This is a genomic window from Acetivibrio cellulolyticus CD2, assembly GCF_000179595.2.
GTDB classification, from domain to species: domain Bacteria; phylum Bacillota; class Clostridia; order Acetivibrionales; family Acetivibrionaceae; genus Acetivibrio; species Acetivibrio cellulolyticus.
Genome location: NZ_JH556658.1, coordinates 361,586 through 382,410, shown reverse-complemented (window position 1 = coordinate 382,410; position 20,825 = coordinate 361,586). Strand labels below are relative to the sequence as shown.

Annotated in this window: 18 protein-coding genes, 3 riboswitches and 1 other annotated feature; of the genes, 4 read left to right on the top strand and 14 right to left on the bottom strand. The window is 36.1% G+C overall.

The window, feature by feature from the left end; translation table 11 throughout:
- Positions 1-11: 11 nt before the first annotated feature.
- The 13 genes from ACECE_RS0217500 to ACECE_RS0217440 all read right to left on the bottom strand — a co-directional run bounded on the left by ACECE_RS0217500 (position 12) and on the right by ACECE_RS0217440 (position 15,106).
- Positions 12-332: an energy-coupling factor ABC transporter substrate-binding protein gene (locus ACECE_RS0217500; protein ID WP_010249596.1), complete on the bottom strand. Its 321-nt coding sequence runs from the start codon at positions 330-332 to the stop codon at positions 12-14.
- A gap of 4 nt (positions 333-336) precedes the next feature.
- Positions 337-1,083: an energy-coupling factor ABC transporter permease gene (locus ACECE_RS0217495; RefSeq protein ID WP_010249595.1), complete on the bottom strand. Its 747-nt coding sequence runs from the start codon at positions 1,081-1,083 to the stop codon at positions 337-339.
- A 22-nt stretch (positions 1,084-1,105) separates the two neighbouring features.
- Positions 1,106-1,960 carry an energy-coupling factor ABC transporter ATP-binding protein gene (locus tag ACECE_RS0217490; protein ID WP_010249594.1) on the bottom strand — a complete coding sequence of 285 codons (855 nt, stop codon included), beginning with the start codon at positions 1,958-1,960 and terminating at the stop codon, positions 1,106-1,108.
- A gap of 13 nt (positions 1,961-1,973) precedes the next feature.
- Positions 1,974-2,876, bottom strand: a complete 903-nt coding sequence (gene cbiQ / locus ACECE_RS0217485; protein ID WP_010249584.1) for a cobalt ECF transporter T component CbiQ — start codon at positions 2,874-2,876, stop codon at positions 1,974-1,976.
- 113 nt (positions 2,877-2,989) lie between these two features.
- Positions 2,990-3,210, bottom strand: a riboswitch (cobalamin riboswitch).
- 169 nt (positions 3,211-3,379) lie between these two features.
- Positions 3,380-3,561: riboswitch (cobalamin riboswitch) on the bottom strand.
- Between the two features lie 93 nt (positions 3,562-3,654).
- Positions 3,655-4,218 (bottom strand): GTP cyclohydrolase I FolE, encoded by a 564-nt coding sequence (folE, locus tag ACECE_RS0217480; RefSeq protein ID WP_010249582.1) that lies wholly within the window; start codon positions 4,216-4,218, stop codon positions 3,655-3,657.
- A gap of 139 nt (positions 4,219-4,357) precedes the next feature.
- The gene (locus tag ACECE_RS0217475) at positions 4,358-5,662 is read right to left on the bottom strand and encodes a DUF512 domain-containing protein (RefSeq protein ID WP_010249580.1); all 1,305 of its coding nucleotides are present in this window, start codon (positions 5,660-5,662) and stop codon (positions 4,358-4,360) included.
- Positions 5,663-6,032: 370 nt separating this feature from the next.
- Positions 6,033-7,004: a methylenetetrahydrofolate reductase gene (locus tag ACECE_RS0217470; protein WP_010249578.1), complete on the bottom strand. Its 972-nt coding sequence runs from the start codon at positions 7,002-7,004 to the stop codon at positions 6,033-6,035.
- Positions 7,005-9,290 carry a 5-methyltetrahydropteroyltriglutamate--homocysteine S-methyltransferase gene (metE, locus tag ACECE_RS0217465; RefSeq protein ID WP_010249576.1) on the bottom strand — a complete coding sequence of 762 codons (2,286 nt, stop codon included), beginning with the start codon at positions 9,288-9,290 and terminating at the stop codon, positions 7,005-7,007.
- 108 nt (positions 9,291-9,398) lie between these two features.
- Complete coding sequence (locus ACECE_RS0217460; RefSeq protein ID WP_010249574.1) at positions 9,399-10,307, bottom strand: LysR family transcriptional regulator; 909 nt, start codon at positions 10,305-10,307, stop codon at positions 9,399-9,401.
- A gap of 58 nt (positions 10,308-10,365) precedes the next feature.
- On the bottom strand, positions 10,366-10,920 hold the full coding sequence (gene nrdG, locus ACECE_RS27975) for an anaerobic ribonucleoside-triphosphate reductase activating protein (protein WP_010249572.1): 555 nt from the start codon (positions 10,918-10,920) through the stop codon (positions 10,366-10,368).
- A gap of 125 nt (positions 10,921-11,045) precedes the next feature.
- On the bottom strand, positions 11,046-13,358 hold the full coding sequence (locus tag ACECE_RS0217450) for an anaerobic ribonucleoside triphosphate reductase (protein ID WP_010249565.1): 2,313 nt from the start codon (positions 13,356-13,358) through the stop codon (positions 11,046-11,048).
- Between the two features lie 153 nt (positions 13,359-13,511).
- A riboswitch (cobalamin riboswitch) is annotated at positions 13,512-13,694 on the bottom strand.
- 85 nt (positions 13,695-13,779) lie between these two features.
- Positions 13,780-14,208 carry a sigma-70 RNA polymerase sigma factor region 4 domain-containing protein gene (locus ACECE_RS0217445; protein WP_010249563.1) on the bottom strand — a complete coding sequence of 143 codons (429 nt, stop codon included), beginning with the start codon at positions 14,206-14,208 and terminating at the stop codon, positions 13,780-13,782.
- 322 nt (positions 14,209-14,530) lie between these two features.
- Positions 14,531-15,106 carry a hypothetical protein gene (locus ACECE_RS0217440; protein WP_010249561.1) on the bottom strand — a complete coding sequence of 192 codons (576 nt, stop codon included), beginning with the start codon at positions 15,104-15,106 and terminating at the stop codon, positions 14,531-14,533.
- A 413-nt stretch (positions 15,107-15,519) separates the two neighbouring features.
- On the opposite strand from ACECE_RS0217440, the gene ACECE_RS0217435 reads away from it, so the two are divergent.
- The 4 genes from ACECE_RS0217435 (at position 15,520) to argS (ending at position 19,308) form a co-directional block, all read left to right on the top strand.
- Complete coding sequence (locus ACECE_RS0217435; protein WP_010249559.1) at positions 15,520-15,897, top strand: helix-turn-helix transcriptional regulator; 378 nt, start codon at positions 15,520-15,522, stop codon at positions 15,895-15,897.
- Entirely contained in the window at positions 15,890-16,420 is a 531-nt protein-coding gene (locus tag ACECE_RS0217430; RefSeq protein WP_010249557.1) for an ImmA/IrrE family metallo-endopeptidase, read from the top strand. The genes ACECE_RS0217435 and ACECE_RS0217430 overlap by 8 nt, the downstream gene beginning before the upstream one ends.
- Before the next feature lie 298 nt (positions 16,421-16,718).
- On the top strand, positions 16,719-17,135 hold the full coding sequence (locus ACECE_RS0217420; RefSeq protein WP_010249549.1) for a helix-turn-helix domain-containing protein: 417 nt from the start codon (positions 16,719-16,721) through the stop codon (positions 17,133-17,135).
- Between the two features lie 211 nt (positions 17,136-17,346).
- Positions 17,347-17,558: a binding site (T-box leader), on the top strand.
- Positions 17,559-17,610: 52 nt separating this feature from the next.
- On the top strand, positions 17,611-19,308 hold the full coding sequence (gene argS, locus ACECE_RS0217415; RefSeq protein ID WP_010249547.1) for an arginine--tRNA ligase: 1,698 nt from the start codon (positions 17,611-17,613) through the stop codon (positions 19,306-19,308).
- A gap of 72 nt (positions 19,309-19,380) precedes the next feature.
- Here argS and ACECE_RS0217410 read toward each other — a convergent pair whose 3' ends face one another.
- On the bottom strand, positions 19,381-20,736 hold the full coding sequence (locus ACECE_RS0217410) for a reverse transcriptase/maturase family protein (RefSeq protein WP_010249542.1): 1,356 nt from the start codon (positions 20,734-20,736) through the stop codon (positions 19,381-19,383).
- Between the last annotated feature and the right edge of the window lie 89 nt (positions 20,737-20,825).

The window sequence follows — 20,825 nt, the reverse complement described above, 5'->3', positions numbered from 1 at the left end:
GCATAAAATCTTTATCTTGCTGTATTCTCATCTTCCTTCTTTTTTCTTTCTACAAATCTTCCCATCAAGAAAGCGATTATACCAACGCCAATTCCTGTTTGGACACAGAAGAAGAAGCTTTCCATTTCGCTCGGCAGCTCTCCTCCGATCCATGTTTCCATAAGAGGCGTAAACCAAGGCTTATATTCACCACCTGTAATCTGGTTGACCATATCGCTGCCTGCGGAGTCAGATCCGCCAAACTGTGCACCCTTTAAGGTGAATAACGGCACCAGTGCAATCAATATTACAATGACTAATAAAATAATAACTGTGCTTCTCTTATTTTTCATTTTCTCACGCCTCCTTTGCAAATCCAATATCTGTTAACTCTGACTTTGCGTACGTTTCAAGACCCATTATGATAAGAACAGTCAAAATGCCTTCAACGATAGCAAGAGGCAACTGTGTCGGTGCAAAAACCGTCAGGAATTTAACCACTGAAGCAGCGACGCCACCCTGAGCTGACGGATAGGCGAGTGCCAGCTGAACGCTGGTGACACAGTAGGTGAATAGATCACCGATAAACGCTGCGAGGAAAACCCCAACAAATTTGTTGACCTTCAGTGCTTTGCACAGCTTGTAGATACCGAGCGAAACAAGCGGACCCGCTATGCCCATGGAAAACGTATTGGCACCAAGGCTTGTGAGACCTCCATGTGCGAGTAGGATAGCCTGAAAGATCAGCACAATAAGCCCTAAGATACTGGTAGCACTTGCACCGAATAAGATTGCACCTAACCCCGTTCCTGTCATATGTGAACAGCTTCCCGTTACAGATGGAATCTTTAGAGACGAAATAACAAAAACAAATGCTCCGGCCATGGCAAGAATCGTAATTGATTTACGATGTTCTGTTAAGGTTTTCTTAATGGAAAACCAACCCGCTACCAAAAACGGGATAGATAAAACACCCCACATAATACAGAACTTTGGAGGTAAGTAGCCCTCCATGATGTGCATTGCACTACCGGTTGGTATGATCCCAAAAATAATTGCAATGGCAACAGAAATAGTAATCATAATCTTTTTATTATTTTTCATATAATCCTCCTTGTTTGTAATTTTAGCTCAAATCATCTGAAATCAAATAGTTATTGTCCAATACATCTTTTAATTCCTGCGTTTTTTTTGGATATGCCTGCGTGTCTGGTAGAATCTTTTTTCTCACAAGCATATCATAGACATCCAGCATGACTGGCTTTTTCAAATTTGCCTGTTTTAAAATCTCCGAATTACAAAATATCTCAAGCGGCGTTCCGTCGGCAATGATTTTCCCGCTACAGAAAACAAGAACGCGTTCAGCCCACCTATAAGTGAAATCCACATCATGGGTGGAAATCATTACGGTCTTATCCTCACCCCCCAACTTTTGCAAAACTTCCTCCAGCATCATGGCGTTCATGGGGTCCAGTGATGATGTCGGTTCGTCAAAAATCATCACCTCTGGTTCCATCGCCACAATATCGGCAATACTTACACGTTTCTTTTCCCCTCCGCTCAAATAGTGCGGCGGTCGATCCTCGAACCCCGAGAGGTTCATATAGGCCAGTGCTTTGTTTACCTGATTTATCACTACCTCCTTCGGAAGCTTTAAATTCATCGGACCGAAGCTCACTTCCGCCCGGACCGTTGAAGCAATAATCTGGTTGTCCGCATCTTGAAAGACTATTCCGACGTTTTTACGCAGCTCGTTCAAATTCTTTTTGCTGACGGGAATCCCCCTAAAAATGATGTTTCCGTGCGTTGGGGCATAGACACCGTTAATATTCAGGAAAAATGTAGATTTTCCTGAACCATTAGCCCCGATGACGGCAATTTTCTCACCTTCGTATATTTCAACGCTGACACCTTCCAGTGCGGCCTTTCCATTCCCATATACATAGTGGAGATTCTCCACTTTTAAAACTGTATTCTTCATAAAAGTCCTCCGTTTATCTTGTCAGGTACCACAGCAGAAGCAAATACATTATATATACCGTCGCCAAAATAATCAGCTTGATTTCCGCTTTTTTATCTTCCTCAAGGAACCTCAACTCTCCATCATAGCATCTGGCCTCCATCGCGTCATAATAAGCATCTGCCTTTTTCAACGATAAGACGAGCATATTGCTCGCGCCGTTGCCAAACGTATAACAAGAGGTTCTAAAATCACGATATCCCAAACGGGATTCTGCTGCGTTTTTCATCCTGGCGAATACATCCAGCAAAATAAAAATATACCGGTATATCATATTCATCAGATCAATAAAATCATTTGGCAAACGTGTTTTCCTCATTACAGAAATAATTTCAGAGGATGGGGTTGTCAAAATCATCAACTGCAGAGCACTAATTGCCGCAATGATCTTAAGCATCAGAAAAACACCGCCCTTAAGCATTGCCTTCGTGGTATATAGATAACCCAATCCGAAATACAAGCGGTATTCACCCACAGGCTGACCAGAAAAATCAACAACAATGGCCAGAATGCTGAGCAGAATAAATGCCAGTGGTACAGTCAGTATTGACAAATAATCATGGAACCCAAGTCCACCAACCTTAATGACCAGATAGGCCATTGAAAAAATCACAACAATTGAAACATAAACATTGTTCAGTAGTATGCACAAAATAATTGTCAATATTGATAGAATGACCTTTAATGTGGCATTCCATTGTCTGATTTTAGAGGAATAAGCGAAATAATCAATGGAAATCAACGCTCCGTGTTTATGTCTGATACCGTGCCGGTGTTCATGTGCACTGCCGACATGCCTGTGCCTGTCCCGATGCTTCACCTCATATATAATTACGGGCAGAAGTATCATAGTACATAAGACAATCCATTTTTCCACCTCTCGAATTCCCCCCTTCCTCAAGTCATTTGGATAAAATATAAAAACGGCCATAACAATTATATATTGTTACAGCCGTATTTCTGTAAAAATTCAGTCCCTCCACCGATCAGTGGGTAAGTCAAATTCAAGCAGGTCTTCTGACTTACACTTATAGGAATATTTCTCCTGCAGCATATGCTCTGCCTTCCCAGTTTCCCAGTGACCGACTTTCATCGACGAGCATACGCTTAAGTGCTTACAGCGGCGGTTCCGTTCGGGATTTGCACCCGATTCCCCTATCCTTTCTCCAAGGCCATACGCCTAGGAGAACACTTAAAATAGTATTTGATTTTTAGCAATATTCATGTTAACATTTTTACTCTTCATTCTGATTAATTCTTAACAAATAATTATGTTCTTATACAAATTAAAAAACCTCTCAACTTAAATAGTCAAGAGGTCATGTATATACAAATAATTCAGTGTAAGCATACACAGCACCCCCTATCGCTCGTAGAGTAATTGGTGTAACAAAACAGGCAGGTCTTCTGGCTCAAGCATCATCATTCTCCAAACCTTCCCAGTTTCCCAGTGGCATAAATGGAGAACTCCACTTTTACAGCGGCGTGACCGCGCGGGCTTTACCCGACTTTCCTTTTCACCTATTTAGAACTGTATAGGCACCTGTTTTATATATTTAGTTTTCAACCAACTTATATAATATACTAGAGGCTCAGTTTTATCAATATATTTTTAAGCTTTATCTTACATTAGAGAACTTTGATTCACAAAGATATTACTTTCCATTTATAAGTGCCATTAACTCTGATCTGGTTCTTGCATCAGTTTTTATATTTCCTCTTAGAGCTGATGTAATAGTTTTAGATCCTGGCTTCTTTATCCCCCTCATTGTCATACATAGATGTTCTGCTTCAACTACAACAGCAACTCCCAGTGGAGTAAGCGTATCCATAAGAATATCAGCAACTTCTCTTGTAATCCTTTCCTGAAGTTGCGGTTTTTTTGCAACAATATCTACAATTCTTGCAAGCTTGCTAATTCCTATGACCTTACCATTCCTAGGTATATAAGCCACATGGGCAACCCCTACAAAAGGTAAAAGATGATGTTCACAAACAGAATATAATGGTATATCTCTTATCATTACCATTTCTTCATGGTTATCCTCATGAAATATTTTTACCAGTTGTTTAGGGTCATTATAAAGCCCTGCAAAAATTTCTGTATACATATTTGCAACACGTTCCGGTGTTTCTACAAGTCCTTCTCTGTCCGGGTTTTCTCCAATAGCAATAAGAATTTCTGTAATAGCTTTTTTCACACGTTCTTTATCTATCATAATTTTTCACTCCATTTTTAGCAAATAAATATCGGTTTTAGATTTCAATGCAACTCCATCACCGACACCTTTATAATTTAATTTAATTTATTTTATTATTAAACGCATAGTATATTAGGAGTAATTCCCTGTCTCCTGATTAAATATGATCATTAATAAGCTCTATTAAATCTTCACCTGTACAATCACATATTAATATCTTTTTCCCAAAATGCTTTTCGAGGTCATCGGTAGTAACGTCATCCAGCATTATATTTTCTCCGGCTTTAAACATATTCCTTGGCATTATTATATAATCTAAAACACTATCAACTTGAATTTGTTTCATAATATCCTGTCCAGTCAGCAAACCAGCTACAGTAATTGTTTCACCAAAAAAATAATTTATAATTTTATGAACCCTGATCTTAACCTTGTCATTTCTTTCTTCAATGGCTTTTGCAGCCCACAGTATTTCATTATATGCTGAAACACCTGTAATCAAAGTAAACGAACCTTTACCTTCCAGTTTAAGAGATTTTAGACTTTTACTGATACTGTCTCTAAAAAATCTGATCATACCTATCCCGTCTTCTATCTGTTCAAATTCTCCATAGAATTGAGTATCCGGAATTTCAGTTCCTGACATCACATAAAATTCATCAGCCAGCCTAATGAATGGAGTTCCAATCTCCTTTATAGCTTTTTGCTGAAATTCGCTAACGTTATCAATTTCATCTTTAGCACTTTTAGCATTATATAAGGTTATTTCATTTAAATTTTTTCTATGTCTGGTAACCCCGACCGGCACTGCTGCGACATTTTCAACAGAAGGATACAGCTTATATAAGTCATTGACTGTTTTAATCAATTCTTCTCCATTATTGTAGCCGGGGCACAATACAATTTGACAGTTCATCATAATGCCTGCAGCCGCCAATTTTTGAAGTCTTGTATATACATCTCCCGCAAATCTGTTTTTTAGCATCTTTATTCTAAGGTCAGGATTGGTTGTATGCACTGAAATATTTATAGGACAGATTCTATACCTGATAATCCTGTCAATATCCTCGTCAGTCATATTCGTTAAGGTCACAAAATTCCCTTGAAGAAAAGATAATCTTGAATCATCATCCTTAAAATACAGGCTTTTACGCATTCCCTTCGGAAGCTGGTCAATAAAACAGAAAAGGCAATTATTACGACAACTCCGAGCCTCGTCCATAATCTCTTTTTCAAATTCTATTCCCAGATCCTCTTCATATTCTTTTTCAACTTCAAGAGTCCAAAGCTCACCATTTTTCTTTTCTATCTCAACTTCCAGATAGTCATCTGCCAAAAGAAACTTATAATCTATTATATCTCTGATTTCCGTACCGTTTATGCTAACTAATATATCTCCGGTTTCTATCTCCAATTCTTCGGCAATACTTCCACTTATAATCCTTGCTATTTTGTTACTCATTTTTTCATTCCTTCTACAACATATAATTATTCTATATTTTACTTTACCTAATAAGTATTGACAACAGTTTGGAGTACACATTATGCAGGAACCAAAATAGCCCAAATCCTCGTATCCAGACTCGCTATTTAAAAATAAAAGCCATAAATATAGCCGCTCCTTACGGCACCATTTCATGGCTTGTTCTTACAAATTAATCAAGGTTTGAAGCCTACTTAAGTTGTCTTTCCGTTGTTTAGGACTGCTGAAAACATGACTTCACCTATAATTTCACTTAAAGCCTTATTTGACCCAAACAGGCCTAGGTTGCATAGGCGAGCAGTCAAGCGTTAGCGAAACGAACAACCATGTGGAAAAATCCGAAGTAATTTCAGCCCTTCCTTAATAATGTGCCGATAATTTTTGTTACAATATCAATTCTTTTAAACGGAGTCATAATATAATAACCATCCACAAAAGGTTCAATCTCTTTTGCAAATTGAACAGATATCCTGACAGCAAGCTCACTGGCCTCTTCTTTGGAAATATCCCTGTAGCTTTCAATAATTTCCTCAGATATGCTTATTCCAGATATTTCATTATTCATAAAGCACGCATTCTTGTAACTTACAATAGGAATAATTCCTCCTAAAATTCTGCACTTTAATTCTTTTCTAGCCAAAATAAGATTATCAACAGCCTGTTTGGTCAAAACAGGCTGTGTCAAAAACATTGAAACTCCGCTTTCAATTTTCTTTTTTGCATAATCCAGTTGATGCTTAAAATTTCTTGCATTTACATTTAAAGCTGCACATATATTAAAGGGAGTAGAGAAGGTTGTTTCATTCAAATTAGTTATGTAGTTTGCTAACACTGCTGAATTGAAGCTGAACATTGCCTTTACTTCATCACGTTGTGCAGTCGGAATAGGATCGCCCGTTACCACTAGCACATTGTTCACTCCTTCAATATTTAATCCTAAAAGCAGTGCTTTTGTAGCGTTTATATTCCTATCACGGCAGGTCATATGAGGTATAACCGTAATATCAAACTCCCTTTTCAGCTTACAGGCAAGCAAGCTACTGTCAACTCTAGCACTTGCAACAGGGCAGTCTGCTATAGTTATCGTATCCACTCCGTGTTCTTTCAGCTTTATGGCACTTTTCACAAAAAAGTCAATATCCGTATCCATCGGCGGGTCTAATTCCACTGCAATTATTTTTTTACCCATGCTGATCTTTTTTAATAGCGGATTTTCAGCAACAGATTCTTTTATTTGAGCTTCAACAGTCTTCTCATGATAAACAATATCCTCATGCGGCAAATCTTCTTGAATCTTTCCTTTCGTTATATCTATGTACACTTACTTATTCCCCAATTTTTCTCTTACGGCTTTTGCAGCAGACACAAGATTTTTCAGGCTTGCTATAGTTTCATCAACACCCCTAGTTTTCAAACCACAATCAGGATTTACCCATAGTTTATCAGACTTTAATTTTTCAAGCATGGCATTTATGGCACTAATTATTTCTTCAACCTCCGGAACTCTTGGAGAGTGTATATCATAAACACCAGGTCCCACTGCTGTAATAAAATTATTCTTATTTAACGCATCAATAATTGTAAGGTTCGAGCGGGACGCCTCAAAAGAAATAACATCAGCATCCATGGCATCAATGTCTTTAACAATTTCTACAAATTCACTATAGCACATATGTGTATGGATTTGTGTGGTTGCTTTAACACCACTATGGACAAGACGGAATGCCGGAATTGCCCAGTCTAAATACTCACTGTGCCAGTCTGCTCTCCTTATCGGAAGCTTCTCCTTCAGTGCAGCCTCATCAATTTGAATTATGTTAATGCCATTTGACTCAAGGTCAGAAACCTCTTCTTTTATTGCCAGTGCAATTTGAAAGGCCATTTCTTTTAACGAAATATCCTCACGCGGGAAGGACCAGTTCAGAATGGTTACAGGACCTGTGAGCATCCCCTTGACAGGCTTTTTTGTCAAGCTTTGTGCAAACTTTAAGTATTCAACTGTTATCGGCTCACTCCTTGAAACATCTCCCCAAATTATCGGAGGCTTTACACATCGAGTGCCATATGACTGAACCCAGGCATTACGGGTAAATAAATAGCCATTTAAATGCTCTCCAAAATATTCTACCATGTCATTGCGTTCAAATTCGCCATGTACCAAAACATCAATACCGATTTCCTCTTGAAGGGCTATGCATTCTTCTATTTTTCTCTTTACATTCTCTTCATACTGAGCTTGTGTAATCTCACCTTTTTTTAGCTTTGCTCTATTGGCTTTTACCTCTGCGGTCTGAGGAAATGAGCCTATTGTAGTAGTTGGCAGCAATGGCAGTTTAAAGAAGTCCTTGTGAAGCTTTGCTCTTTCATTGAAAACAGGCTGCCTTGTGAAATCCTTTTCGGTCAAGGCGGTCATTTTTCCCTTGACTTCTTCATTCGTGCTGTTTGCTTTACTTGTAAATAGGGCAAGATTATTGCAGTAATTTTCATTTGAAAGATAGTTTTCGTCTCCGAACAATGCTTTTAATTCTGTGAGTTCTGTCAGCTTTTCCTCTGCAAATGCAAAACGTGCCTTATAGCTTTCCGATAATTCCTTTTCGTTTTTTAATGTATATGGTACATGCAATAAAGAGCAGGAAGTATTAATCACTATATTTTTCTTTTCTACATATTGTGAAAGGTCATTTAACGTCTTCAGGGATTTTAAGTAGCTATTTTTCCATATGTTTTTGCCATTTACAATACCTGCAAATAAAACTGTATCCTTTGAAAATCCATTATCCCTGACCAAATCGAGAGAATTGCTGCCTTCTACAAAATCCAGTCCGATACCATCAAATGGCAAAGAGATGATTTCACGGTAACAATCCCTGACATCCCCGAAGTATGTTTGAATTAACACCTTAAGGTCATGCTTATGCTTTAATAATTCAGTATAGATAGCTGTAAATGTCTCTACATCTGCTACATTTAAATCAGTGACTAAAATTGGCTCATCGATTTGAATCCATTCTGCACCTAATTCATTCAGCCTTGTGATAATTTCACAGTAAGCCGTAACTGTATCTGCTACAAAATCCTTAAGCTTTTTCTTTCCTTTGTAATCTGCCAATTTAAGAAAGGTAAAGGGCCCAATAATTACAGGCTTTGTTTTAATACCAGCATCAAGGGCCTCACTGTAATATGCAAAAATGTCCTCCCCATTGAGCTTGATTTGAGTATCATCATCAATTGCAGGAACAATATAGTGATAATTTGTGTTAAACCACTTTTTCATTGGAAGTGCCTTTACGTCGCCCTTTTCTCCTTGATACCCTCTGGCCATTGCAAAATATGTATTCAGGCTGTCAAGCTCCAGTGCTTTGTAGCTTTCTGGAATTGCATTTAATGAAGCCGCCATATCCAGCATTCCATCATAAAAAGAAAAGTCATTGGAGGGGATAAAATCAAGTCCACTGTCAGCTAATGCAGCCCATTGCTCACGCCTTATTTTCCAAGCATCTTCCTTAAGCTTTTCTAAGAACACAGCTCCTTTAAAATAACCCTCTATACTAAATTTCAGCTCACGCTGTTTGCCTATTCGCGGATAACCAATAATTGAACTTCTCATTTCATCATATCCTTTCATAATTATTAAAAACAATTATATCAAAGGATATATCCTATAGAGTAACTCCAAAATACTATAGCCCATTATAGGAAAAATCTATAGCAAACGTCAGTAAATACCTTGAATCGCTTTGTAAAGTGCCTCAATGTATTTTGTGGCAAGCTGGCTTAATGCCACGTTACTGTGTGAAATCCAGCCTATTGTAATACGATCGTCAATATCTAAAGGTACAGCAATGATATCCGTTCCGTTCAAGTCTGAGCTTATAACTCCAGTTGAAATAGTATAGCCGTTTAATCCGATCAGCAAGTTGAAAAGTGTCGCCCTATCACTCACCCTTATGCTTTTCTTATGGGAAAGTGTGCTTAAAATCTCTTCTGAGAAATAGAAGGAATTATATTCACCTTGTTCAAAGGACAAATACGGGTATTCTTCCAAATCCCCAAGTGTAACTTTTTTGCGGCTAGAAAGCGGATTACTTGTGCTTATAAAAACATGTGGTTTTGCAATAAACAGCTCTGTAAATTTTAGTTTGTTTTCTTTAAACAGTTTATTTAAAACCTTTGAATTGAAATCATTGATGTATAAAATCCCTATTTCACTTCGGAGGTTTTTAACATCCTCAATAATTTCATATGTTTTTGTCTCCCTTAGATTGAATTCATACTCATCAATACTGTATTCTTTAATCAAGTCTACAAACGCATTTACCGCAAAGGCATAATGTTGAGTCGATACAGAAAAGTGCTGAGGTGATGGCTTTGCGTTAAAGTATCTCTTTTCTAGCAATTCTGTCTGTTCAATAACCTGTCTTGCATAGCCTAAGAACTCAACTCCATCAGCAGTAACACTTATCCCTCTGTTGGTACGTTCAAAAACAACAATGTTCAGTTCCTCTTCAAGCTCTCTGATTGCATTGGAGAGACTGGGCTGAGTAATAAATAGTTTTTTTGCGGCAATGTTTATCGAACCCCATTTAGCAATTTCTATTGCATATTTCAACTGCTGTAACGTCATTTATGTACACCTCATTTGTACAATTTAGGCTTTACTCTAATAATAAACACCTATTTTTTTAATACTCCGGCTGCAATTGCACAATAGGTGCTGCTTCACAAACATTTCCAGAGTAGTACATTGCATCAGTCAAATCAATTGATTGCTTAACATCAATTATCCTTTGATTGTATGATCCTCTATGTTTTAACTCCAGACTCTTTTTGTCTATATCAAATCTGCCATCCACAAGAATATCTGTATTAGTAAGGAGTTTCCTCCAGCCCTCTACTGACTCCATATTTTTCAGTATATACTCAAATGTATATCCTGTATAAGTCATAACACTATACCCTTGCTCTTTAGCCCTTATTGCCAGCTCTCCGAAACCTTCTGCCTGTTCGAACGGATCACCTCCACTTAGGGTGATACCATCAATAAGAGGATTTTGCTTCATTTGCTGTATCAAATCTTCAATTTCTACAAGAATGCCCCCATTAAAAGAATGAGTTTCGGGATTATGACAACCAGGGCAGTTGTGTTTACAACCTTGTGCAAACACAACATACCTTATTCCTGGTCCATCAACAATGGATTCCTTTACTATTCCGGCAATTCTGATTTTTCCAACCATATTTTCTCCTCGCTTACTAAGGAATAACGAAAAACATTTTATATTGATATCACCAGAATATCAAATTTTTTCGTTATTCAGAGTAGTAACTTATTTCTTAGCTATTGTTATGATAATTCATTTTGTCAAGAATGCTTTACACGGTCCCTTACCTCGGCTTTTTTCGCATCATTAAAGCGTTCTAAGGTTCCTACAAGGTAACCGGTAATCCTTCTTATCCTCTCAAATTTTTCGTCGCCTTCTACCCTTCCACATGATGGGCATTCATCACCGATAATTCCTGTGTATCCGCAAAGTGGGTCACGGTCTACAGGGTGATTGATTGCACCAAAACCAATACCTGACTCTTTCATACAACGAACCACCTTCTCAAACGCCTCTAAGTTTTGTAACGGATCTCCATCCATCTCAACGTATGTAATGTGACCTGCATTTGTAAGCTCATGGTACGGTGCTTCAAGACGTATTTTATCAAACATACCAATTTCATAATACACAGGTATGTGAAAACTGTTTGTATAATACTCCTTGTCAGTAATACCTTCAATTTCTCCGAAAATTTCCTTGTCCATTTTAATAAAACGACCTGAAAGGCCTTCTGCCGGAGTTGCAAGAAGCGTAAAATTCATCATATATTTCTGACTTGCTTCATCCATACGTTTTCTCATATGCGTTATTATCTCAAGCCCAAGTGACTGGGCCTCTTTTGATTCTCCATGATGCTTGCCGCATAGAGCTTTAAGGCACTCCGCAAGCCCAATAAAGCCCATTGACAAGGTGCCGTGTTTTAGAACCTCTCTTACTTCATCTTCTGGCCCTAGCTGGTCTGAGTCTATCCATATCCCCTGTCCCATAAGAAACGGGAAGTTCTTAACCTTTTTTTGTGCCTGTATTTCAAATCTTTCGAGAAGCTGGTTAATTACAAGGTCAATTTTGCTATCAAGTTCCATAAGGAAATCACTTTTACTTCCTTTAGCCTTTAGTGCTATTCTTGGCAGATTAATTGTAGTAAAACTTAAATTGCCTCTCCCATTTATAATTTCCCTTGAAGGATCATATACATTTCCCATAACACGTGTACGGCAACCCATATAGGCTATCTCTGTTTCTGGATGCCCAGGTTTGTAATATTTCAGGTTGAAAGGTGCGTCAATAAAGGAGAAATTGGGAAAAAGCCTTTTAGCACTGACCCTACATGCTAATTTAAATAAATCGTAGTTAGGCTCGCCTGGATTGTAATTTATGCCTTCTTTGACCTTAAATATGTGAATAGGAAAAATAGGTGTCTCTCCATTTCCAAGTCCTGCTTCTGTTGCCAACAGCAGATTTTTAATCACCAGCCTACCTTCGGGGGATGTATCCATACCATAGTTAATTGAGCTGAAGGGTATCTGTGCTCCTGCCCTGCTGTGCATGGTATTGAGGTTATGCACAAAAGCCTCCATCGCTTGGTATGTACTCCTGTCAGTCTCTATTTCGGCACTCTCGACAGCAAAGGAATGTGCCTTTTTAATTATATCCTCATCTTTGACCAGCTCGGCCAGCAATTCAGCTTCATACTCACTATATTTCTCAAGATTGCTTATCGAAGGAACCATACCATGCCTTTCCTTGATAGTTTCACATATGGTTCTCACCTTTTTAGCAGCATCATCAATGTTTGCAAGAAGTCTAAGTGCTTTCGCAAGGTTTTGCCTGTAAAGCTTAATGTATGTTTTTGATACTCCAGGGGCCATATTGTAATCAAAATTCGGTATGCTTTGGCCTCCATGCTGGTCATTCTGGTTTGACTGTATTGCTATGCAGGCAAGGGCAGAATAACTCTGAATGTCGTTTGGCTCCCTCAAATACCCATGCCCAGTACAAAATCCATTTTGAAACAGCTTATCTATATCAATCTGGCAGCAGGTTGTGGTCAACGTCAAAAAGTCCATGTCATGAATATGTATATCTCCCTCTTTATGTGCCAAAGAATGCTCGGGCTTGAGCACATACATTTCATAAAACTGCTTTGCACCCTCAGAACCGTACTTAAGCATCGTTCCCATGGCAGTATCTCCGTCTATGTTTGCATTTTCACGCTTCATATCATTATCTTTTGCTTCCTTGAAGGTTAAGTCCTCATAAATCTTCATAAGGCGGGTATTCATTTCGCGGACACGAGTCCTATCTGCCCTATATAGGATAAACGCCTTTGCAGTACGGACGTGGCCAGTATCTATCAGAACTTTCTCAACTGAATCCTGGATTTCCTCCACAGAAGGAACCTTTTTATCCATTTCCTTTTCAATAGAATCAACAACTTTTTCTGCTAGCGAGAGTGCAGATTCATAATCATGTCCTCCTGTGGCACTTGCAGCTTTGAATATAGCATTGGCAATCTTCTCAATATTAAATGGCACTTCTCTTCCATCGCGTTTTTTTATTTTTGTTATCATATATACCCATCCTTCTTTCTAATCTACGTTTAATGTTTTTGCCTCTTTCATTTTCTTCGAAAGAGCTGAATATTAAAGCCTCCAGACAAAGTGTCAAGAGGCTATCGATACATAATTTATTTTTAGCTTCTTACCCCCCTATCGTCCGTAGAGTTGCAGTGCATAATACAGGCAGGTCTTCTGACTCTGGTTCATAGAATTTCCACTCCTTCCCGGATAACTCCAGTGGACTCTGTGAAAATTCTCCCCATTACAGCGGCGGGACCGTACAGGATTTTCACCTGTTTCTCTTTTAAGCCGTACTTTATGTACAGCACCAGTATCACTTCAATATTTTGTTGTTTAAATATTATCATATACAATATATTGTGTCAATTTGCAATTTAAAATATCTAATTCCTCATTATTCTATCTGTGGTAATTATTTAGTGCCCATATATTTTCTAAGCTTCTTTAAAATACTTTCTTTTCTACTATTTATCGTCATCACCGGAATACCGATCTCTCTTGAAAATTGGCGTTGACTTTTGCCCATATAAAATAAGTTGATTATTAACCCTATTTCCTCCTTATTAAGAAGCTCCAGGCTTTTTCTCAGTTTTTCTATCATTACCTTTGTAACTACAGAATCACATACATTTTCTCTAGTGCTGTCTTTAAGCAGCTCTTCTCCTAAAACATCTTCATAAACATTATCAAACTGCGAATATAAGAACTTTCCGTGTGCTAAATCCCGTTCTTCTAAATATCGCTCTCTCCTTTGCATTTTGTAGTACTCTTTATAGATTTCCTCCGACACTTCTTCTACAATTTGGCCTACTCTTAAATAAAACTTCTTTTCATTATCCATCTTAAAACCTCCAAAATTTTGTCTCGATAGCTGATAAACAAAACTTGGAAATCACGGATAATGGTTGTTGTATGGCTCCCATCTTTTCATATTGCCGACTCCTGATTTCAGGCATAAAAAAAGACCGGAAGTGAAATCAATCGCATCCAGCCTCATTTGCCACATATTTACTTTGAATTAATGCATAAAAAAATCCCCAAACCCTTATAGAATTTGAGGATAGTTGATACTGTTCAATTTATAACACAATCCACCAGCATAGCCAGTATATCAGCTTGTATATTTGAAATCAGTAGGAATAGGCTCGGGGCATAGTTGGGATTTAGTCGGGGTTTGAGGATTGATAGAAAAAGCTTGGAATACCTTCAACTTCTTGACCATCAATTATTCCTTTCATTGCTGGAATGGTATAGCCCCATAAACAAATTGCAAAAAGGTCAATAGCTTCTCTTTTTTTATCATAATAAGTGCTCCGCTCCATATGTAATAGTTCCAACATTTCTTGCTCCGAATACTTAATAACAGTCATGTACTGTTTAACCAGTATTTCATGATACAGTTTGCCATTATCAGGATACTGAAATATTTTACTCATTGCAGAATCTATTATTGATATCAGCCAATGTGTTTCAAAAAAAGAGTATACCTTTTGATTAAACTTATCCCTTTCAATTTCAGGTGCAAAATTTTCAAGATACTCCAATGCCTGTTCTAAATTTTTGCTATAGTAGCATGCAGCATTTTCAGATACTTGATTAAACCGATTTTGAGTAGACCAAACAACAGGACGATATATTTCTAAAAGTAATTTTGTTTTATGTAAAACTGTCGACCGGTCAATATTTAAGTCGCTGTAAAAAAGTGTACATTGCCTCATTACTTTACTTTCTTTTCGCATAGTTTACCTCCATGAATTTACCTATTAACATTTGTTTTATTAAAATGATTTATTTTCTTCTTTTAAATCTTCAACATTTTAATTTAAGCTCCAAACCACTTTTGAATATACTTTAAGAAGTTCTTTGGCATTACGATACGCTTTGCCATCTAGTTTTCAAGCTGATATGTTCCACATACTTCAGCTATCATATTATTCACTTCAAACATTTACCCACCTCATATTTCACAATCTCTAAATAAACACTAAAGTTATTCGCTGACAGAACATGTGTTCTTTTATTATTTTACCGCACTTATTGTGCGAATGTATATAGTACTATAGTCCTATGCTGGATTAACTGCACCAAAAGTGCTCTATTTTATTGAAAAATATATTGGATGTGTTATAATGGTAAACAAGGAGAGATGAAAATGAAGAATAGGATAAGAGAGCTCCGTAAAGAGTTGGGGTTTACTCAAGAAGAATTAGGTAAAATGATTGGTTTATCCGAACGTTCAGTCGGTTCCTACGAAACTAGTGACAGAGATCCCGATACTGACACCTTGAATAAATTAGCTCAAATTTTTGATTGTACAATAGATTATATGCTAATGCGTTCTAATACCCGTAAAACAGAGGAAAAAAAAGAAATGGCAGAAGCAGAAGAAATGTACCGGGTAGACCCTGACTTTCTTATAGAAATGTGCAGAGCAAAGGTTTTGCCAGATGAAGTCAGAAAAAGGCTCAGGGAATATGCAGCCTTTGAAATGGAAAGGTTTTTGAAGGAGAAAGATAGTAAGAATGATTGATTCAAATCGTTTTAATTTTATTAAGAATAAAGCATGGGAAACACGCAAACACCTGAAAATAAGGATCTCTTATATTAATGCAGAAGAAGTTTTAAAGAACAGCTATAAAGACAAATGTATTATCCGATATATGGATTTTGGTCCTAGTGCTGATGCAGATATTGTCTCTTACCTGCATGACAAATTTGATATTACTGTCATTATTATTAATTCCCGTAGAAATACTCCCCTGTTAAAGAAAAGGCTGAATTTTTCATTAGCTCATGAAATTGGGCATATTGAACTTGGCCATTTTGAGCTACTAAAAGATAAATCCATTAATAAAGCCACTCTTGAGGATGAAGCAGATGAATTTGCGTCCCATTTCCTTGTTCCTCTTTCAAGGCTGCATAATTGTAAAAGAAGCACTAACCAGCAGCTATCGGATATATTTCTTGTATCAGAAGAAGTCATAGCAATTCAAAAATCAAAAATTGGCATTATTTCTACTCGAAGAAAACCAAAATACCATAAATTTTATTAAGATTTATAATTGCCATTATTGGCAAACAAACCATGTTTATTTGGTAAATTTCTTGATAAAAGAGCTTGGAATACCTTCAGTATATAAGTCGTTGTAAAAAACCTCATTACTTTCTTTTCGCATAGTTTACCTCCATGAATTTACTTATTGACATTTATTTTAATAAAATGATACATTTAATGCGAACGTTGTTGCATATGATATAATTTGTATTATGCAGATACTATTGTTAGCTTGTCAATACAATAGCACGAACACTGTTGCGTTATAAGTTTTATATAATGAAGGAGTAAATTGTATGTTATTTGGTGACAAAATTAAGGAGTTAAGAACTATTGCTGGAATGAGCCAACAAGAATTAGCTAATAATGCCGGACTTTCCTTACGTTCTATTCAAAACTATGAAAGCAATAAACGTTATCCAAAAGATGTTTCTATCCTAAATAGACTCTGTAAGGTACTAAATACAACAATTGAAGAACTTATGACCGAAAAAGCTAATTTCATTCAGGAAGCATCAGAAAAATACGGTTCTAGTAGAAAAAAAGATGCAAAAAAACTGGTTGAAGAAGTTGGCGGTCTTTTTGCCTGTACTGAATTAAATGAGGACGATAAGGAAAAAGTTTTTAGAGCAATAACAGAATTGTATTGGAGGGCCAAGGATAATAACAAGAAGTTTGTTCCTAAGAAATATATTGAAGACACAACTGAATAATCAATCACTAACCAAATTTTTTCCATGGTGATAAAATGAAATTAGATGATCTTATAAATAAAAAGAAGGCTGCTGTACTTTCTACAATGATAGATTTACGATTAATTTGGTTTATACAGTTCTTTATTGTTGCTGTGTATTTCGAATAAGCTGCAAAATTTATATTGATTATTATCGAAGTTTGCAATATAATATTTAAAATTATCAATATTGTAATTCGATGATCTGGAGAGTAATAGTTTTTATTGTTTAAGCGAGTCAGGGTCTGGTGTAAGCCTGATAACAAGAAAATTATGAAGAGAGCCAGGGAGAATTTCCTTGAAATAATAGTATGGGAAACGTATATCTGCGATAAAGATATGAGTGGGTGTCTATTAGTATATACACCAATCAGAGTGGTACCACGGCAACTCCGTCTCTATTTGAGATAGGAGTTTTTTATTTTAACTTTTAGCGTATAAGGAGTGGAAGGATTATGAAAACAATAAAAGAAGAAGTTATAAACGCTATTTTAAATCATGTGAATTTAGATAAAAATGAAATAGAAAGATTGATTGAAATACCTCCCAATGATGATATGGGCGACTATTCCTTTCCATGCTTTCAGCTCTCCAAAACGCTAAGAAAAGCACCCCATATAATTGCCGGAGAGTTGGCAGATAAAATAACTAAGCCTGAGTGTATAGAAAAAATCTGTGTCATTGGTGGATATCTTAACTTTTATGCAGAGAAGGTTAATTTCACTACTATTGTCCTTAAGAAGATTCAAGAGCAGGGAGAAAACTTTGGTAGTTCTGATGTTGGTAAAGGAAAAAACATAGTCCTCGATTATTGTGCAACAAATATTGCAAAACCTTTTCATATAGGCCATTTACCTACAACTGTTATAGGAAATTCACTTTATAAAATCTTCAAATTCCTAGGATATAATTGTGTTGGAATTAACCATTTAGGAGATTGGGGAACACAATTCGGAAAATTGATTGTTGCTTATAAAAAATGGGGTAACAACGCTGAAATTGAGAAAAATCCTATTAAAGAGCTTGTTAAGATTTACGTTAAATTTCACAAAGAAGCAAAAATAGATAAGAGCTTGGATGATGAAGGAAGGGCTGCATTTAAAGCTATAGAAGATGGAAAAGATGAATACGTAAAGCTATGGAAGTGGTTTAGGGATATCAGTATTTCTGAGTTTAAAAGAATACTTGGTGTCTTGAAAATAGACTTTGATTCATGGAATGGAGAGAGCTTTTTTAATGATAAGATGGAGCCCGTTATTAATGAACTAAAAGAGAAAGGCTTGCTTCAGGAAAGCCAAGGAGCACATATTGTTGACTTATCTGAATTTAATATGCCACCTTGCATTATTTTGCGAAGCGATGGTGCTACTTTGTATGCAACTCGTGACTTGGCAGCAATATTTTATCGAAAGGAAACATATGATTTCCATAAAATTTTATATTGTGTTGCTACACAGCAGAATTTACATTTCCAGCAGCTTTTTAAGGTTATAGAAAAAATGGGATATCCATGGGCTGAAAACCTTGTTCATGTTGCTAATGGAATGATAAGTCTTGAAAGTAGCTCTATGGGTACACGACAAGGGACGGCTGTATTTTTGGATGATGTTTTGAGCGAAGCCGTGTCAAAAGCACTGGCAATTATAGAAGAAAAAAACCCTGAACTTGAAGGCAAAGAGGAAGTTTCCAGAATGGTTGGGATCGGAGCTATAAAATTCAGTGCACTGAAGAACAAAAGAATAAAGGACTCAGTCTTTGCTTGGGAAAAGGTATTAAACTTTGAGGGAGAGACTTCTTGTTACATTCAGTATACTTACGCTAGGATCTGTAGTGTTATAAAAAAGGTAGAAAACTCAGAAGATTTGGGTATAAACTACAGCCTTTTAGCAGAAGGAGATTCATATGATGTTGTAAAACTTTTAGCAAAATTTCCTGACATTGTAGAAAGTGCTTCAAATGAATATGAACCTTCGATTATTTCAAAGTACCTTATTGATCTTGTTCAAAGCTATAACAAATTTTATCATTTCAACCCCATTTTAAGCAGTGAAGATGAATTAAAGTATTCCAGGATAGCTCTTTGCAAAGCTGTAAAAATTGTTGTAAAAAACGGAATGTCCTTATTAGGAATAGAATGCCCTGAAAGAATGTAGGCAATTGCAAAATATCTGGTAGCTGCCAACATGACATAATGTTGATGAGCTACCAGACATTTATACATCAATTTAGCCATTTTGTTTTAATTTATCCAACTGTCTTCGAATTTTTAACAAATGATTTTTAGTGGATCTATTAATAGGTTCTTCAGGTCCCCAAATTTTTTCAGCTCTTTGCACATATGTAATAAAGTTTCCTCTATTCTTTTGTTGTCCATTTTCTTTTATTATCCGAGCGCCTTTACTAGAATATTTATAATAAACATTTTCGCAACTAATCCGGTTCCCATTTTTTGTTATTCCATTATTTTTTACTATTGTTTTTAGCTTTCTATACATTCGATAGTAATATTTTGTAATCGTTTTATCTCTTATCGTAACTTCTTTACCGTCAAATGTAAACCCTAGATAATTAATTCTATTTTGTCTATTCTGAATATCTGGCATTACTAAAGTATTGCAACTAATTAAACAAGTATCCGTATAGCAGAAAACTTGAGTCTTATCTGGTTGTAATATAAGGTAAGGTATTGATTTTATAGTTGTGTTTATATATTGAAATTGATCCTTAAATACGTCTTCTGTTATCTTAGGTAATACAATAATAAAATCATCGCTATATCGCATGTATAGTCCATTATATTTTTTTACATAATCATTGAGGATTTTATCGCATTTAAGCATATAAATATTTGATAATACCGCACTAATTGCTGAGCCTTGCGGAATTCCATAATTATTTTTATTAGGTTTGGGATTGTTTTGATCTATCTTTTTTAATCTTTTGAATTCCTTTAAAGTAAAAACAACATGTTTTTCATTTAGTTCTTTTATTCCTTTTTCATTAACAGCTAGTCCATAATAATTTAGGATGTCAATCAATTCCCATTTTGAGTACTTCGTTATATTTTTAAATACAGCATAATAATCATCTGGCAACAATTTGACTTGTAATAAATCACATAGCATATCTTTGAGGTACTTATGATCTAACTGATCAAAAAAGTTTGTAAAATCGCCTACGATAATATAACATTTTCCTATTTCTCGGATTTTATCTACAGCACTTTTTGCAAAGTGAATATTATTCTTTCCTAAATTATCTCTGTAAGCTAAAGAAACATCATTTAGCCCATCTTGAAAAACTCTATCATTATATTTTTGATTTAGTAAAAATCCATAATAAGAATAAATGTATCTATCAATATGTGCAGAGTAATTAAGCTCTCTTTCTTTCTTCTTTATTTTACCATTACTATACTTATTAAATACTTTTGTATAATGAATAAATGGATAGAACCCATGATGACTTATATTATCCGGCTCACTAATATAAGTCAAAATCTTTTTTAAAGATACTCTTTTATCAAAATGTGCATATCTCTTTGCTTTTTGGTTTTTTTGCACCCATTCTTGAAGAGTCATTTTCACCTCAATATAGCGTAATACCTATCAGTGCGAGGGATAGCATCTCCTTGCTGATAGGTATAACCCAACTTGGTATTAATTTGTTA